This window comes from Amycolatopsis sp. NBC_01307 (assembly GCF_035975215.1).
Lineage (GTDB): Bacteria > Actinomycetota > Actinomycetes > Mycobacteriales > Pseudonocardiaceae > Amycolatopsis.
In genome coordinates, this window is record NZ_CP108403.1 from 5,746,583 (window position 1) to 5,762,819 (window position 16,237).

At 65.8% G+C, this 16,237-nt stretch carries 13 protein-coding genes and 4 pseudogenes; 9 read left to right on the top strand and 8 right to left on the bottom strand.

What is annotated here, in order from left to right:
• Positions 1-131: 131 nt before the first annotated feature.
• From OG439_RS24520 to OG439_RS24530, 3 genes are all read right to left on the bottom strand, one after another.
• Complete coding sequence (locus OG439_RS24520; RefSeq protein WP_326943218.1) at positions 132-575, bottom strand: hypothetical protein; 444 nt, start codon at positions 573-575, stop codon at positions 132-134.
• Between the two features lie 406 nt (positions 576-981).
• A complete protein-coding gene (locus OG439_RS24525; RefSeq protein WP_326943219.1) occupies positions 982-1,392 on the bottom strand; it encodes a hypothetical protein in 411 nt (136 codons plus the stop codon).
• A gap of 114 nt (positions 1,393-1,506) precedes the next feature.
• On the bottom strand, positions 1,507-1,926 hold the full coding sequence (locus tag OG439_RS24530; RefSeq protein ID WP_326943220.1) for a barnase inhibitor: 420 nt from the start codon (positions 1,924-1,926) through the stop codon (positions 1,507-1,509).
• A 150-nt stretch (positions 1,927-2,076) separates the two neighbouring features.
• Here OG439_RS24530 and OG439_RS24535 point away from each other — a divergent pair, with 150 nt between their 5' ends.
• The 4 genes and pseudogenes from OG439_RS24535 to OG439_RS24550 all read left to right on the top strand — a co-directional run.
• Positions 2,077-2,622, top strand: coding sequence for a hypothetical protein (locus tag OG439_RS24535; protein ID WP_326943221.1), 546 nt, complete (start codon positions 2,077-2,079; stop codon positions 2,620-2,622).
• A gap of 200 nt (positions 2,623-2,822) precedes the next feature.
• Positions 2,823-4,043: a CHAP domain-containing protein gene (locus OG439_RS24540; RefSeq protein WP_326943222.1), complete on the top strand. Its 1,221-nt coding sequence runs from the start codon at positions 2,823-2,825 to the stop codon at positions 4,041-4,043.
• A 1,205-nt stretch (positions 4,044-5,248) separates the two neighbouring features.
• Positions 5,249-6,409, top strand: a complete 1,161-nt coding sequence (locus OG439_RS24545; RefSeq protein ID WP_326943223.1) for a tyrosine-type recombinase/integrase — start codon at positions 5,249-5,251, stop codon at positions 6,407-6,409.
• A pseudogene (locus OG439_RS24550) lies at positions 6,399-7,550 on the top strand (IS256 family transposase); the annotation flags it as partial. The gene OG439_RS24545 and the pseudogene OG439_RS24550, both read left to right, overlap by 11 nt.
• Positions 7,551-7,558: 8 nt before the next feature.
• Here OG439_RS24550 and OG439_RS24555 read toward each other — a convergent pair.
• Positions 7,559-8,755 (bottom strand): IS30 family transposase, encoded by a 1,197-nt coding sequence (locus tag OG439_RS24555; protein WP_442792215.1) that lies wholly within the window; start codon positions 8,753-8,755, stop codon positions 7,559-7,561.
• A gap of 49 nt (positions 8,756-8,804) precedes the next feature.
• Between OG439_RS24555 and OG439_RS24560 the strand changes: the two are divergent.
• A pseudogene (locus OG439_RS24560) lies at positions 8,805-8,951 on the top strand (IS256 family transposase); the annotation flags it as partial.
• Positions 8,952-9,221: 270 nt separating this feature from the next.
• Here the strand turns inward: OG439_RS24560 and OG439_RS24565 are convergent.
• Positions 9,222-9,491 (bottom strand): hypothetical protein, encoded by a 270-nt coding sequence (locus OG439_RS24565; protein WP_326943224.1) that lies wholly within the window; start codon positions 9,489-9,491, stop codon positions 9,222-9,224.
• Between the two features lie 46 nt (positions 9,492-9,537).
• A pseudogene (locus tag OG439_RS24570) lies at positions 9,538-10,245 on the bottom strand (hypothetical protein).
• A 558-nt stretch (positions 10,246-10,803) separates the two neighbouring features.
• Between OG439_RS24570 and OG439_RS24575 the strand changes: the two are divergent.
• Positions 10,804-12,234, top strand: coding sequence for a hypothetical protein (locus OG439_RS24575; protein WP_326943225.1), 1,431 nt, complete (start codon positions 10,804-10,806; stop codon positions 12,232-12,234).
• Between the two features lie 71 nt (positions 12,235-12,305).
• Here OG439_RS24575 and OG439_RS24580 read toward each other — a convergent pair whose 3' ends face one another.
• On the bottom strand, positions 12,306-12,725 hold the full coding sequence (locus OG439_RS24580) for an ArsR/SmtB family transcription factor (RefSeq protein WP_326943226.1): 420 nt from the start codon (positions 12,723-12,725) through the stop codon (positions 12,306-12,308).
• A 439-nt stretch (positions 12,726-13,164) separates the two neighbouring features.
• On the opposite strand from OG439_RS24580, the gene OG439_RS24590 reads away from it, so the two are divergent.
• The 3 genes and pseudogenes from OG439_RS24590 to OG439_RS24600 all read left to right on the top strand — a co-directional run.
• A complete protein-coding gene (locus tag OG439_RS24590) occupies positions 13,165-13,599 on the top strand; it encodes an AAA family ATPase (RefSeq protein WP_326951610.1) in 435 nt (144 codons plus the stop codon).
• A gap of 15 nt (positions 13,600-13,614) precedes the next feature.
• Positions 13,615-14,382 carry a hypothetical protein gene (locus OG439_RS24595; RefSeq protein WP_326943227.1) on the top strand — a complete coding sequence of 256 codons (768 nt, stop codon included), beginning with the start codon at positions 13,615-13,617 and terminating at the stop codon, positions 14,380-14,382.
• A 776-nt stretch (positions 14,383-15,158) separates the two neighbouring features.
• Positions 15,159-15,422 (top strand): annotated as a pseudogene (locus OG439_RS24600) (DUF6247 family protein); the annotation flags it as partial.
• A 269-nt stretch (positions 15,423-15,691) separates the two neighbouring features.
• On the opposite strand, the gene OG439_RS24605 reads toward OG439_RS24600, so the two are convergent.
• Positions 15,692-16,186, bottom strand: a complete 495-nt coding sequence (locus OG439_RS24605) for a hypothetical protein (RefSeq protein WP_326943228.1) — start codon at positions 16,184-16,186, stop codon at positions 15,692-15,694.
• Positions 16,187-16,237: the final 51 nt, after the last annotated feature.

Here is a 16,237-nt window from a genome sequence, read left to right on the forward strand (position 1 = left end):
CGCGTGGGTGAGGTGCCAGGTCGACGACGACGGTCCGAGTGGCATCGACCGTCGACGGTGACGCTTGGACCCGCACCAGTTGAAAGCCAGCTCGGCGAGTTCGAGCTGGACGGCCGGGTTCCTGCGCCGGCTCAGTTCTGCGTCACCGGCCAGGCCGCCGCCGGGTGGCAGTGCGCCGGGCACGCGAGGATGTAGACCTCGTTGCCGAGGAACAGGCCGTAATGGCCGGAGCTGAAAGTATCGGGTTGCTCCGGCTGGTTCGCGTGCTTTTCGAAGCCCAAGTCCAGAGGAACCTGGCACAGATACATCAATTCGGCGCCGCAGGCGCAGCGGTAGGACTCCGGGTCCTGCGCCCAGCTGGGGACGCCGCCGATCTTGAACTCCGACTGGCCGACCCGGCGTTCGACGGGGTCGTAGTTCGCTTGCCAGGTGGTGACCTCCTCGGTGCCGGGACGGAGGGAGAGCCGATACGGCAGGAGGTGCGGCTCGACGTCGTCGCCGGCTCGGTCCCGTCTCGGTGCAGCAGGATGCGCCAAAACGCCCCGGGGCCGTCCCAGACCGGCGGAACGTCCCAATACCGCTCCGGAAGCTGGGCGCGGCTGCCTTCGACGCCGACCGCTTCGTTGTCTGCAGGACATTGGAACATCAGGAGGTGGTCGCCACCGAAAACCGAGATCTCCGGCGGGATGTCGAACTGGAAGAACAGGACCATCCGCTCGCCGCACCGGCACGTCGGCCAGCCTTCGGAAGCCGGCAGGATCGGGTGGCCACCGATCGTGTCCCGGGCGCCGCGGCCCGCCTCTTCACTGTGATTCTCTATGAAGAAACATGGGGAGTCGACCATGCGGGTCGCGGGAGGCTCAGGCACGCTCACGCCGACACCCTAGCCGGTCCATGGACAACGCCCAGAGCGGCAACTTCCGCAGCGATCGGTGGCGAGCCAGCCGACGATCCAACGCACTCTCATGCCGCGGAGAGCGCTCAGCGAGGTGCGCTCAACCCGATCTTCCACAGCGAATAGAACACAGAGCGAGATACCGAAGTGACGCCGGGTTCGGAGACATCGAGTGCCTGATCGGTGAGTCCGCTGGCAACATCCTCTAGACGCCGCCACCAGTAGCACTGAACGACCCCGGACGAACCCACCTCGATCTGCCTGATGGCCACTGTCTCGTCGTTGACGACGACGGCCTCCCACAGCCAGCGAGCCCCCACGTCGACCAGGCCTTCGCGATCTACGTATTCGAAGTACTGACGAGGTTCGGAACTCTCGTCCAGAGCCCGGTACCACGCGACGGATGCCCGGAACGCAGCCTCCATCTCCGGCGACCAGCGATGTTGCACCGCCAGACCCCGGCAATGCGCCTCCACGTCCGCCGGAAAATCGGTCACCGCCGGAGTCTGCCATTGACACCACGTCTCGCACTCTCAGGCCGCCTAGCGCGCATCGACGGCCGGTCATGCCGAGAGGCGGATGCTACTGATTGTCGGCAAGGGATCCGCCGGTCAGAGCAACTCGAGGTGCATGCAGCCTTTAGTCTCGCCGGAATCGGGGCCGTGATCGCGGATGATTTCGACAATCTCATCGAACAGCGTCACACCTTCGCCTCGCTTCGCACGGACAAGCTGTGCCTGGATGGCCTGACGGTTCGACGGGTGGCAAGTGCGGAGAAGCTGCTGCAACCTTCGTGCCGTCGCCTCGTAGCCGAGCACGGACCTGGACAGCTCGGAGTTGAGCCACCGCAGGACCCACCCGTTGTCGGGTGTCCCGAAACCTCCGCCGAGGATGTCATTGAACGCGTCCAGGTTCCCCCGCCACGTGTAGCCGTCGAGCAACCGCGAGAACTCGCGGGCGAACCCGTCGAAGTCAGAGAAGCAGGCTCCGTCGATGGTCAGCACGGGAAGGTCGTCGCTGCGGTCGGCCACAACCCGAGCATGACATGGCCCCATTCGAGTCGTTCGCTTGGTCCGACCACGGAGGACGCCGCCAGCGGCTGCCAACGCGCTGTCATGCCGCGAGGCGAGGGTTCGGTTGACTGTCCGCACATGCCGACGAGTGGACGTTAGAGTCGATAGGTGGACGATGCGTCAGTGCGGACAGCGCTTCTGGTGGCGAGGACGGCCGAATCCCGCGGTTGCCTGCGGCCGGGCGACTGGCCGGATGTCGCGGTCAGCCTGCTACTGGAAGGCGCTGAAGATCCCGCGATCGCCGAACTCGCCGGCCTGAGCCGACAGGCGAACGGGTGGGACACCGAACCACTGGTGGCCGCAGCGTGCGAGCGGCACGAGATCGTGGTTCCCGACTGCGACGAGTCAACGATTCTCCTTGCCCGACTGATGGCCGACGACATCCGTGCCCGGCCGACCGTGGTCACCGCGCCGATGACCCGCCTCCTTGCCGGACTCGCGCCCCCGGACTTCGAGTCGGACCTGGCCAGCCGATGCTTTACCGCGGAGGAGTACCTGGATTGCGGCTGCACCGAGGTCGACCTCGGTTTCGAGGCGGAACTGCAATCGATGCCGACGCTGGGGCTGTCCGCACCTGTCACCCAGGCACTCGCACGACCACTGCGTTCAACGCTTCCCACGACTCAGCCCGCATACGGACACCACGAACACTGATCGCGCGAGGTCCGACACCGACAACGGCTGCTCATGCCCACTTCGGTAGTGAGCAACAACATGCTTTCGCGCTACTGCTGACTTTTCACGGCGAATCGGGCACTTGCTAGGCCGATCGGCTGATTTTCGGGTCTGCGGTGTACGTGACGGTCCTCGGCGAGCGACCTTCCCTAGCCAGGTTCCTGTGATCGGAGGATGTCGTGACTCGAAAACGGTTACTGGTCACCTTGGCCGTCGCCTTGCTCGTGAGTCTGGTGTTCGCACCGATGGCCAGAGCGTGGACGGATGACTATCCGGCGCAGTGGCGCAACATCGCCCAGGACTCGGCGGTCGACTCGTGGGGCTACTACAACCGCGAGTGCACCAGCTTCGTCGCATGGCGGCTTCACGCGCGTAACGGATTCGAAATGCCGAGGGCGATCGGCAACGCCGGCGGCTGGGGCTCCTGGTTCTCCGCGCACGGGTACGCCGTGAACGGCACTCCCGGGGTCGGGGCGATCGCCGAATCATCCGGGCACGTCGCCTGGGTAGAGGCGGTGAACGGCGACGGCACGGTCACGATCGAAGAGTACAACTACAACTACAACGGCACCTACTACGAGCGCCGGGTCGCGGCGTCGATGTTCCACTACATCCACGCGCGCGACATCGCGACAAGCACACCACCGCCAGGAGCGCCCAACGCGGTCCCGTACCCGGGCGTGGGCAGTGCCACCTTCAAGGGCGGGGCCACCCTGTCAGCGGGACAAGCGCTGCACGCCAACGAATATCTCATGTCCGCGAACGGACAGACCGTCCTCGTGATGCAGACCGATGGGAACCTGGTTCTCTACAGGGCCAACGCCACCGCGCTCTGGTACACCGGAACTGGTAGTCATCCCGGCGCCTACGCAGTCGTGCAATCCGACGGCAACGTCGTGGTCTACTCGGCGGGCAACGTACCGCTGTGGTGGACCGGAACAACCGGCGTCACCGCACTCACCGTGCAAAACGACGGCAACTTGGTGGGTTATCCAGCCGGCGGTCCGGCGGAGTGGCAAGCGGGCACAGGCGGCCAGGTCTCCCTGACGTACCTGAATGCAGATCACCTGGCAGCGGGCGATCAGATTCACCCTGATCAGTACATCAGATCAGCGGACGGCAGGTATTTCCTCGCAGCCCAAACCGACGGAAACATCGTGCTGTACGGACCGGGGTACCACGTACTGTGGTCAACGGGAACGGGCGGTCATCCAGGAGGGGCTTATATCGCGGTGCAGGCGGACGGCAACGTCGTGGTGTATTCGTCTGCCGACACACCCTTGTGGTGGACCGGCACGAACAGCACGATCAATCTCTGGCTGCAGAACGACGGAAATTTGGTAGGCCGGAATCCTGCGGGTACTCCGACGTGGTCAAGCGGAACCGATGGTCAGGTTTGACCGTGATGCGCGAATGCACTCTCATGCCGCAGAGCGTGCGTCTCGGCACGCCGCGCTCGGCACTCAACGCGGGCCGGCCGCGCGACTGCCGTAGCTCGTTGCTGTGAGGCTCCGGCGGCCCGACGCCGCTCGACTTTTGATGCCGCTCAGCTGGAGCCAAGCCCGGGGCGCGATGACCGCACAACTGTTCGAGACGAACGCGGACAGTTCTCTCGCTAATTTTCACTGGGGCACAGCTGGGGCAAAGCCCCCTCCAGAATCGCACTCAACCGCACTGAAGTGCACTCAATTGCCCCAGACTGCCCCAGCCGACCTGTGGATTCACCAAAACCGCAGGTCAGGATGCCTTGCGCACCTCACTGGCAGTGAGGGGGTCAGGGGTTCGAGTCCCCTTAGCTCCACAGTGACGAAACATCGCTCACCGGGACAGAAGTCCCAGGTTGGGCGGTTTTTTCGTATCGGCAAACTTTGAGTTTCGTCAAGAAGAAGTTAAGCTACCGGCGAGTAGCTGGGGCAAAACTGGGGCACCGCGCCGACGGCGGCGAAATGGGGTCACGAAAAGTGCCCCAGCAGCGTCCCCCGAACAGGTGGATCACCAAAGGTTCTCTGACGCGCACTTCCGCAGCATCGACCGCAACATCCGGCACCTGTCCTGAGCCAGCCTCGATGCGGTTGGCCGCAGATCATCGTCTCTCTGTCTCCTCCGATACGCCTCAGCGGAGTTAGCACCGACCACCACCCGTCGCGCACTTCGAGGCCACCATGCAGAACGACGATGATCTCCTTCGCCACCCTGACGCTGTAGCGCCCCAGCCACCGAGACACTCCGAGCACACCGACTCCTCCACCGGCGACACGGGCCGTCTTCTCTACACGCCAGCCGCCGCGGCCGAACGGCTGACCATCGGCGAGTCGTGGCTCCGGCGCAAAGCCGGACAGCGCCTCATCCCGTGCACCTTCGTCGGCAAGCACCTGCGCTTCACCGACGAGGATCTCCGCGCCATCGTCGCCGCCGGCAGCCGCGGACCGAGTCACCGGAACCAGGCTCCGAGCAGTCAAGGGCGTCGCCGTCATTCTCGGCGCTAGCACCAGATCCGGTCACACACCGAGGTTCTTCGCCGAATCAGCTTCCTCTCTGTCGCCTATGGAGCGGTCCTGGACACGCATCACAACGCGACCCCCTCACCACAGCGCAGGAGTTCACCGTGCCCTGGACCGAACCCGCCGGCGACGACACCTGGAGAGTCCGCTACCGCCGCACCGACGGCACCAAAGGCGCCATCTCCGGGTTCCCCGACGCCACCTCCGCCGAGAACCACATCAGCACGATGCTCCACGAACAACGCACCGGCACCTGGATCGACCCCGAAGACGGCCGCACCACCATCGCCGAATTCGCCCCCGCCTGGCTCGACTCCCTCGACATCGACCAACGCACCGAAGAGAACTACCGCAGCTTCCTCAAAGTCCACATCCTCCCCCGCTGGGGCACCACCGCCTTCGCCGAACTCACCAACCTCGAAATCCGCACCTGGGAGAAGAAACTCCGCGCCTCCGGGCTCGCCAAGACCACGGTCGACAGCATCATCAAATGCTTCTCACTTCTCCTCTCCGACGCCGTCCCGGAGAAGCTGATCGCCGCAAATCCCCTCGTCGCCCGCCGCCGCGGGCGCCGCCGCCGAGCCCAGCGAACTCCACGCAAGATCTGGGGCGAACCCGCCGAAGTCCTCCACGTCGCCGACCAAGCCGCCCTCAAATACGGGGTGTGCGGCGCCATCCTCATCGTCACCGGGGGCTGGACCGGAGCCCGCTGGGGCGAACTCACCGGCCTCGACCGCAGCAACGTCCAGCTCTTCGACGGCGACACTGGCTTTATCGACCTCGACCCGGACGTCGGCGCCCTCCACGAACCCTGCAGCGGCCCGCTCTACCTCGGCCACCTCAAAACCGATGAATCCGAACGCACCATCAGCCTGCCCCCATTCCTCGCCCGCCTCCTACGCTGGCACCTCACCACTCACAACCACCGCCAAGTCTTCGTCACCCCCACCCTCGAATGGCACCGCCGCAGCAACTTCTCCCGCCGAGCCTTCCGCCCCGCAGCCGACGGCAACCTCCACATCCCCAACCCGGCCATCCGTCTCCAACCCGCCAAACCCGGCCTCACCTTCCACGGCCTCCGCCACAGCCACAAAACCTGGATGATCGACGACGGCATCCCCGAAATCGCCCAAGCCCTCCGCCTCGGCCACGTCCTCCAAGACAAAGTCCAAGAGACCTACGGGACTGTTCCAAGATCGGTGTTTCCGGCCCGACACGCCGGGCTTAGGTCCGGCGGGATGGGCACTGTGAGTGATGACATCTGAGGTTGTGAGTCCACGCAAGCGTGACGAGAAGCCGGCGCGGGAGCTGTCGCCGGAGCAGGCCGCTGCGGCGGCGATGGTGGCCGAGGCGAAGGCCCGCGGGCTGGCGCTGACCGGCCCTGACGGCCTGCTGAAGCTGTTCACCAAGAACGTCCTGGAAACCGCGCTGAACGAGGAGATGACCGAACACCTCGGACACGAGAAGCGCCAGGCCGATCCGGACCGTGAGTCGACAAATGTGCGGAACGGCACCCGGCCGAAAACGGTGATTTCGGATGCCGCCGGCGAGGTCGGTATCGACGTGCCACGGGACCGGGAGAGCACCTTTGAACCGCAGATCGTGAAGAAACGGCAACGCCGGCTCACCGAGGTGGATGAGATCGTGTTGTCGTTGTATGCGAAGGGAATGACGACCGGGGACATCTCCGCGCATTTCGCCGAGATCTACGGATCGTCGGTCAGCAAGGAAACGATCTCGCGGATCACCGACAAAGTCGTCGCCGAAATGAACGACTGGGCCAACCGCCCGCTCGACGCCGTGTACGTGGCTGTGTTCATCGACGCGATCCACGTCTAGGTCCGTGACGGCCAGGTCGCCAACCGGCCCGTCTACGCCGCCATCGGCGTCACCGTGGACGGTCACAAGGATGTGCTGGGCCTGTGGATGGGTACCGGCGGCGAGGGCGCGAAGTTCTGGATGAGCGTGCTGATCGACCTGAAGAACCGCGGCGTGGCCGATGTGTTCTTCCTCGTCTGTGACGGCCTCAAAGGCCTGCCGGAAGTGGTGACGAATGTGTGGCCGCGGACCATTGTGCAGACCTGCATTGTTCACCTGATCCGCAACACCTTCCGGCTGGCGTCGCGGCGGGACTGGGATGCGATGAAACGAGACATCAAACCCATCTACACGGCACCCGGCCCCAATGCTGCGTTGGCTGCGCTCGAGGACCTCGACGAGAAATGGGGGAAGAAATATGGCGCCATGATCCGGTTGTGGCGCAACGCCTGGGAGGAGTTCGTTCCGTTCCTCGATTACGACGTCGAGATCCGGACGATGATCTGTTCCACGAACGCGATCGAATCATTGAACGCCCGTTATCGGCGGGCGATCCGCGCGCGCGGGCATTTCCCGACCGAGCAGGCCGGGTGGATTCAACTGGTCAACGCACCACCGAGTGAATTGCTGTCTGGTGGTGAGAGTAGCTGATCGAGTGCTTCGGCTGGGCTGCGCCATCCGAGGCGTTTGCGGGGCCGGTTGTTGAGTTCCGCGGCGACGAACTCGAGGTAGTCCCAGTGGTAGCCGGACAGGTCGGTGAACTTCGGAAAGTATTGCCGCAGAAGGCCGTTCGTGTTCTCGTTGGTGCCGCGCTGCCACGGCGAGTGCGGGTCGCAGAAATAGATGTCCAGGTCGGTCGCCGCGGCGATCTGGATGTGGTTGGCCATCTCCTGTCCCTGATCCCAGGTCAACGTCCTGCGCAGAGTCCGCGGCAGCCTGGACATCGTCGCCGTCATCGCTTCCTGGACGTCGAAGGCCTTGTGCGTGTTCGGCAAGTGCAACAACATGACGAACCCGGTGGCTCGCTCGACGAGCGTGCCGATAGCGGAGCCGTTTCCGGCCCCGGTGATGAGATCGCCCTCCCAATGCCCCGGTACCGCTCGATCCTCGACTTCGGCCGGCCGTTCGCTGATCGAGACCGCACCGGCATGCCGGCTGCGTCGTTCGTCGGCCTTGCGGTGAGGTTTGCGCAGCGCGCGGCCAGTTCGCAAGCACTGCGTCAGTTCACGCCTCAGGGCGCCGCGTCCTTGCATGTAGAGCGACTGGTAGATCGTTTCGTGAGACACGCGCATCTCCGGGGCATCAGGGAAGTCGGTCAGCAACCGCTGACTGATCTGCTCGGGACTGTGCTTAAGCTCCAGCTGCCGCTCGACATAGGCGCGTAATCGGGTATCACGGCGAAGCAACGCCATTTTGGGACGACGAGCACGCTTGTCGGCCAGTGCCTGAGCAACAGTCGCCCGGTAACCGGTCTTGGGCCGACGAGTACCACGGGCGAGCTCGCGGCTGACGGTCGAGGGCGGGCGGCCGATCGCCCTCGCAATAGCTCGAACACCCTCGCCGCCCGCTCGGCGACAGGCGATCTCTTCCCGGTCAGCGAACGACAGGCGGACCGGGCGACGCGAGGGTTCACACCGCTGTGGTGGCATCACCCCACCAGCCTCACGGAACCACCGCCAGGCGACGGTCTTCGACACGCCGGCCGCCGCGGCAGCGACCTCGATGACCTCACCTCTCCGGATCCACGCCCAGAACGAGCGCTGAACCTCCACCGATATCGCAGGACGCCCCAACGCAAACACCTCGTCATGACGGGGTGTTGCGCTGACTCCTTGAACCTAAGCCGCGATGAAGTGCCTGTATCTTGTGACCCGCAGCCTGGACCCGACCGGGACCGGCCGCGCCCGATGGACGATGCGCTGGAAGCCTGTGATCAACGCGTTCGCCATCACGTTCGGTGACCGCTGGCCGGGAGCCGAAACCTACTGATCAACAACGCCGGAAACACCGATCACGAGACAGACCCGCTCGGGCTACCGCCGCCGCGACGAGGGTGCGGCCGTAGCCCAGGCGCCGATAGCCCGCTACGACGTGGACGTAATCGAGGGTGGCAGTCCGCGGCATGGGATGCAGATGGTGAGCGTCGCGGTGGCGACCTGGCTGCCGTCGAGGTGAAGCTCGAGCTGGCCGGTCAACGCCCCGGCCGCCGGCGGACGGACGACGAGGACGAGTCCTTCGATGGCCGCCGCGTCGAGGGGGTCAGCGGTGCGCGACGTCGAGGTGGGCCCGTTCGGCGAGACGCCGCTCCGAGAGGTCGCAGCCCTCCGACACGCGGCACACCTCGCACAGCGTGGCGTGCAGCCGGTAGTGACGGCTGTATGGCGCGAGCTTGTCGTAGAGATCAAGGTCGAGCCGGTGTCCGCGTAGGCAGACGGTGGGTTTGCCGGCAGCCGGCCGGACCGGGAGCAGCTCGCCGAACTCGTTACGCGCGCCTGACCGGACTGCGCTGCCGGACTGGTCGCCGATCATCGAGCGAGGTGTACTAGACCGGTGGCGCGCGGCCGGGCCGGACTGCTCATCCTGCAGCCTCGGCCAGCCCAGGCCGCCTCTTCGGGCGGCTTGCCGCAGCCGCGCCGCCCGGGCCTGGCAGCTGGAGCGCCACCGTGTGCGGACGAGCTGCTGCGCCGCGGCCCCGAGCGGACACGACGACGTCGCGGAATTCCAGGTGTCCGAACCCGTCCTCGGTGAGGCCGCGCCACTTGCGGTTCGAGACGCGCAGTTCGAGGTCGACGCCGGGCCAGGTACCGGTGGTCAGCAGCACCGCGCCCCGGTTGCGTACCCGCCCGGCCAGCCGGCGAGCCAGCTGGGACTGGACTCCCCGAGCGACGGCTGGGCCGAGCACGACCAGGTCGAACCCGTCGATCAACGCCGACACGACCGCGATCGATTCGGCGCCGGGCTCGGGTATCAGCGCGAACCGGTCCAGGTCGACCCCCAGCTCGGCTGCTGCGGCGACGCCGAGGTCCGGCATGCCGGCGATCGCCGCCCATTATCCCTCGCGCGTTGCTTCGGCGAGCAGAGCGAGGACCAGCGCCGTCGACCCTGAGATCGACACGGTGCTGCCACGGCGAAGCCCACCGCCTGGCAGCAACTGGGACAGCTCCGGCGTCACCGGCAGTACCCCGGCGGCAGCCGGCGCTTCAGGGCCCGGTTGCTTCAGCTGGGCGGCGGTGCGGACGCCCGGGATCGCCGCGAGCCCCGCCACCGCCTCCGGCACGGCCACCACGCACCTCCAGCACCACGAACGCGTACCGGAGACACCCGCGTGGGGAAGCCACGAGCGAACCCGAACACTCATCGAACACTTGTTCGGATACTGCGAGATCGTGACTGGGCTGTCAAGTCCAGCCGGTCGAGCTCACCCTCCCGCGACCACACCGCAGCACAGGGCACTCACCCTCGCACCGACTGTCGCCGATCAGGGTGTTGACCAGCGCAAACACAGCGCGGTTAGGCCAACCGGGTTACCGTCGAAGTCAGGCGATGAATGTCTCGACACCGGGAGGCCGGCCGTGGCTGCGCGTAGTTCCTCCCAGGTGCCCGACTGGGTCGAGCCGATGCTGGCCAAGGCCGACGGCGGACGGCTACGTGAGGGCCCGGTCGCCGCCGACGGCACCACCGTGCTCACCAGCCGCATCGGCGAACGCAACAGTTCCACCACCAAGCTACGAGGACATCGCCGCCGCATTCGGCGTCACCGAGACCGACGGCGGCGAACCCGGCGCCTCCCTGGAACATCGGCCCCACGCCGCAGCCCTGCCATGAAAGGCAAGATAGGCAGATGCGCGACCTTGTCGAGAGACCGGTGACGTTCGAGTACGGGTACATCATGACGTGCCCGAACTGTCCGTCATTCACGTTTCTCACCAGCGAGGATTACCACCGGGGAGACGACGGAGCGCACGTCCCGTGCGCGCATTGCGGCGCCGACATCCACTTCGGCCGGGCCGTGATGACGCTCCGCGACGTCAACGACCCGGCGCTCGACGACAGCCGCCTGGCCGACTTCGCCTGGTACCACACGAGTCCACACGCCAACTGGCCCACCAGCAGCACGACACTGCCAGCAGACATCATCGAATCCTGGACGGGGCTGATGCCCGCGGACTCCGTCGAGCAAGAACGCCTTCGCTATGAGGACCAGGCCCTCCACCTGGGAACTTATGAAGCAGCCGTGGAGTCGATGCTGCGCCGGATGTGCGACCAGGACGACGGCGGGGCGCAGTTCTACCTCTACCGGGTCGCGCTCCGGCACGACGGCCTGGTCATCGAGCCGGGCTGGCGGGACGAGAACTCTGACACGGCCGCGCAGATCAGCCGGGCCGACCTGGGAGACGCCGACGGAATCCGGTACCTCAACGTTCACGAGTCGCCTGGGTCGATCTCGCTGGCAGTCCGTCCGACGGCGATCGCCGAGGTCCAGTGCATCGCACTTCCCGCTGCCGCACTTGCCGTCCACGTCGCACCGGCAGTTCTCAAGGAGATCGCTCGAATCCGAGCCGAGATCGACCGGATAGAGGCTTCGCGTCCCGACGACTTGAGCCCGCTTGAGCGGCTGCGCCAGAATGCGACGGTGCGTAGCGGTCGCGAATTCGTGCGGAGAGCGACTCCGCAGCAGGCAGGTCTGGCGTCCCAGATCTGCCACCTGCTCGAAGACGAGTACCTACCCGGCGTTTCGCGCCCCGTCCGAGCCCAATTCACCAGCGCGCTCCATGCTTGGCAGCAAGCGCAGAAGACCCCCGTGGACGATGCCAGCTACATCTCTCGGTTCGCAGCAATGGCCGCCACGCTGACGGGGCACGAACGCATCCTCCAACTGCTCAACGCCATCCTCACCGATCGCCGAGTTGGTGCCCGCAGTGAGTCGCTAGGGCAGGTAGCGGTCGATCCGGCGCAGCAGCCGCCCGAGGACTCCGCGCTGATGCCAGCCCTCGTCGATGACGTAGGTGCGCACGGCGTGGACGACCGCCCGCCACCGGCCCGCGATCGTGGGGTGCTGGGCGTCCTCGAGCCGAGTGGCGCGCCGGTGGAGCCACCGGGCGCAGCCCACACAGACCGCGACCTCGGGGTGGTTGCCGAGATGGACCAGTTCGTCATCGCGCCGTTCGGAACCGCAACACCAGCACCGTGGCGCAGACGTCGTAGCATCCTCGTGCGCAGGCTGTGCGGTCATCGCAGGCCTCCGGGTGTCGGCCATCCTCGCTGTGACTAGCGACATCTCCGACTCCCGCAGCCAGCTCCATCCCTGTTCGCCCAGGACGAGGTCGCGGGCGTGCGGGCGGTTCACAGGGCCTCGTCCTGATGCTCGACGGCGGGGTCGCGCAACGCCGCGGGCGACAACGGCTGCGGTGCGGCGTCGTCGAGGTTGATCACCAGGCCGAGCGCGCGCATCGCTTCGGTGTTGATCGAGAAGTAGGCCCAGATGCCGCGCTGCTGCCGGTGCACCAGCCCGGACCCCACCAACAGCTTGAGGTGGTGGCTGATCGTGGACTGGGGCATCCCCATCGCCACCTGCAGGTCGTAGGCGCAGACCGCGAACCGGCTGCCCAGCAACAGGTTCATCAGCTGGACCCGGGTCGGATGCGCCAGCGCTTGAACACGCTGGAGACCTGGGTGGCCTCGTCGTGCGACAGGCGAGGGGTGTTCGGACGGTCTATCGATTCTTCCAGTGGGTTTGTGGCGGTGACATGAGGGCGCATCCATCACCCGCACTGGAAGGAGCCGTCACCTTCGCCAACGGCGGGGACAACATCGGCGTCTACGTCCCCGTGTTCGCCACCGCCGGCGTCGGGGCATGAGCCTATACGTGGCGGTGTTCCTGGTGTTGGTCGCCGTGTGGCTTACCGCGGGCCGGTTTCGCGGTGGGGGCACATCCTGCTGCCAGTCGTGCTGATAGCGATTGTCCTGCTCATCCTCATCGAAGGCGGCGCATTCGGCCTGTAAGCGGCCACTGGTCGGCGCGCCGTGCACCAAACCCTCTCGGGCTTCTCACCTACCGCACGAGTAGCCGAGCGAGCTGAACCACAACACCGTCACCGCGCGGCTCCGGTGAAATCCGGAACGACGTGGCCGCCGACGAACTCGCGAGCGGACGCGTAAGCAGCAGCATCACGCCGCGTTCCGTCGCGCCGCTTAAGCGATCATCGACAAGGAAGAGAGCAAGCACCACGTCGCGCTTGCCCGTAACCTCAGCCGCCTGCTAATGCAGCTGATCGACCGGTACACCGGCCCGTCGCTGCTAGTGGCCGCCACCAACCACCAGCAGGTACTCGACCCGGCCCTGTGGCGCCGGTTCAGCGAGGTTCTTGAGGTGCCCCTGCAGACCCGGCCGTTCCGCGGCTTGGGCCTGACGGAACTCGGTGAAGGCGCCGCCTGGACCTATGCAGTGCTCAGTACCCGCGAGTCATGGGACCGGCTGGGTGAGGCCCTACGGGAATATGGCGGGCGCACTACATGCACGAGCGTCATCGCCATCGGTGACGACACTCCCGGGGATCCACACGTTGAACGATTTCAGGCCGGACGTGCAACAATCCCACGCCACGAACGACTGCATCCAGCAAGATCACCGCCTTGAAACCTTGGAGACTCCATGGGAAACAGGATCGCTGCAGCCAGCCTCGTATTCGGGATTATTTCGGCCGTCATCGGCTATCTCTCATTGGCCCACGACTCCAACGCCTGGCCCTACACCGGACCACCCTGGCTGTGGATTGGCCTCGGCGCCACCATGACAATTTCCGCCTTTCTCTGGATCGTAATCCTCAAAGTCAAGAATTCTCCACTTCCGCTGTGGATACTGTCGACAAGTTTCACTGTGGCTCTCGTCGGCGCCGTCGTGGCAACCAGCGCTGCCTTGTCCCTCCCGACACCTGATCCCGACAGCCCGGCAGCCATCACCATCGATTCCCACCGCGACGGCACGCTGGTCGAGAACCCCGTCGTTCTGTCCGGAGGCATCACGCACCCGCTGGCTGTGGACGAGACACTCTGGCTCGTCATCGCGAACGTGCCACCACAAGGTGGCTCCCCGGGCCCGTATCTGCTGCAGCCCGGGCCTTGCCAGATCGCCCGCGATGGCAAGGCATGGTCATGCGCCGAAGTTAGACTCGTCGACAACGAGCGTAAAGGTGTCGTCTTCTACATGCTCGGTGTCCACGGTGACCAGGCTAGAATATTCGGGCAGCGGCTAATAGCCAGCGCTCAACTCGACCAGCGAAACGTGATCGCCTCCAAGTACAAGGACAAGAACCTCGATATCTCGACGACCGGACCGGACCCACGCAGCACTCCAACACTGCCCGGCGGAGAGGACATCGACCAACTCGCGTCGGTCAAGGTCGTCCTCGTTGGGAAATAGCTCAGTCCGAGACGTGTCGCACCAGCCGCGGACGGCAACGTCCATGAGTCCGAGAATATGAAGCCACGCGCCACGTCCGGCAAGGCTGGTTTGCCAGCGCTCGGGTTATGCGGTGCCGACAAAGCCGCCAGGATTGCCTGTATCTGGTAGCGCCCAAAGGCGCCCTGGCCTCCGGGTAAAGCTGCGGCCCGCACTAACCGCAAAGCGGCAGCAAGCGCCGGCGCCGGAACGAAGATGCAACCGGAGCGGGCAGTGTTATTTAAATGCTTGAAGAGGAGAGAGCGTCATGCGGCGGCCTACGTCGCGGCTGATCGTCAAAAGCCGGGACTTCCTGCGCAACCACCGAGGGTCGGGAGCCGTGCGGAACGGTTCGTCGGCGACGATGCCGCAGATTCCGCAGGTACGGGCGCTTTGGATGCTCGAGCCGGACGCGGCCCCTCCTTCGAGATCCAGAGAGCGTCGGCCGCGGCGCAGAGGGGTCGGCTGCCGCGCGCCTGGGCTGAGCGGCGCCGCTGGGGTAGCTGTTGCCGCCGAATACACCGACCCCGGTCTCCCACCGACCGCTGGCACCGGTCGGTTCGGCACACCAGCGTAAACGGAGACGCAACCCAGCTCGGGCGGACCGCAACCACGGCGCCCCCTGCCCTGCTCCATCAAATGAGCAGGTCAAACGCGATTGTTCCGGAGCCGCCAAGGGGGCTCGAACCTCTGACCCTCTGTTTACAAGCCCCCGGGTTCGCGCGCTATGACCTTCGCCCGGCGAGCCGGACTCGCCCCGAGCGATCAGGGATGCCCTCCTGCCGGAGGATCGCGGCGAGTCCGACGCCGCGTACAAGCAGGCGCTGGCCGACGCGGGAGAGAAGCTGGACCTGGCCGACGTCCTCGAGACGCTGACCAGCTGGCGCCGCATCGCCCGGCAGACACTCGCCGACCCAGCCGCGCACCGCGCGACGCTCCGGCAGGCCGACCGCACCCTTGCCTCCGGCGAGCCGCCCGCCGGCTGTGTCGCTCGCCGAGATCAGGGCCGGCTCGGCAAATAGCCCGGTGGCCTACCGCATCGAGGCGAACTAGGGCGTCTCGACCAGCTCAGCACGCGCCCGGACGACGTCGTGCTCGAGCTGGTCGCCGTGTACGACCTCCTTGAGCTGACACCCTGGAGTAGGCCGCCGCCAAGTCGAAGAGACCGACGCGGATGCTGGAGTTCGCCGCCGGCCGCGGCTTTGGTGACGTACACAGTGCTCGACGACGAGCAGCGCGTTGACGTACTCGACGTAACCTGGTTGGGTTGACTTGCGCAGCAGGCCGGCGATCACTTGAGGCGCTTGAGTATCCTTACAGCTTGGCGGTAGCCGAGGCTACGAGAGGTCGAACCAGCGCGGAAGGTCAAGGACACGTCGCCGGTTTCCAGGACGTCCCGGCCGCTGTCCCTCTGCGAAGGTAGAGAGTTCAACCAATCTCTGGCGAGCTCGATTGCATCGGCAGCCTCCGCATCCGAATCACGCTTCTCGCGTCGCTTGCGTCGGATGTCCGCCGCGCGGTGGGGGAGTCCTTCGACCAGCACGGCGCCGAGCGCGTCAGCGACCCAGAACAGCCGCCAAAGTCGCTTCACGACGTACAGCTCGGCGATGAGCTCGTGTCGCCGCCGGTCGTCCTTCGGATAGAACTTTACCAGGAGGCGCAACACGAACCCGGGGGCGAACCGGTAGATCACCAGGGCGATCAGCAGGGTCTGCCACGAGGCGGCGATGGCCGTGGCGCAGGTCCTGCAGATCGTGCAACGCCAGGAGGCGATAGGTCCGCGCATCCGCCCTTTATCATCGGCTGTATTGTCTAATTGGACCATCACGGACCGAAT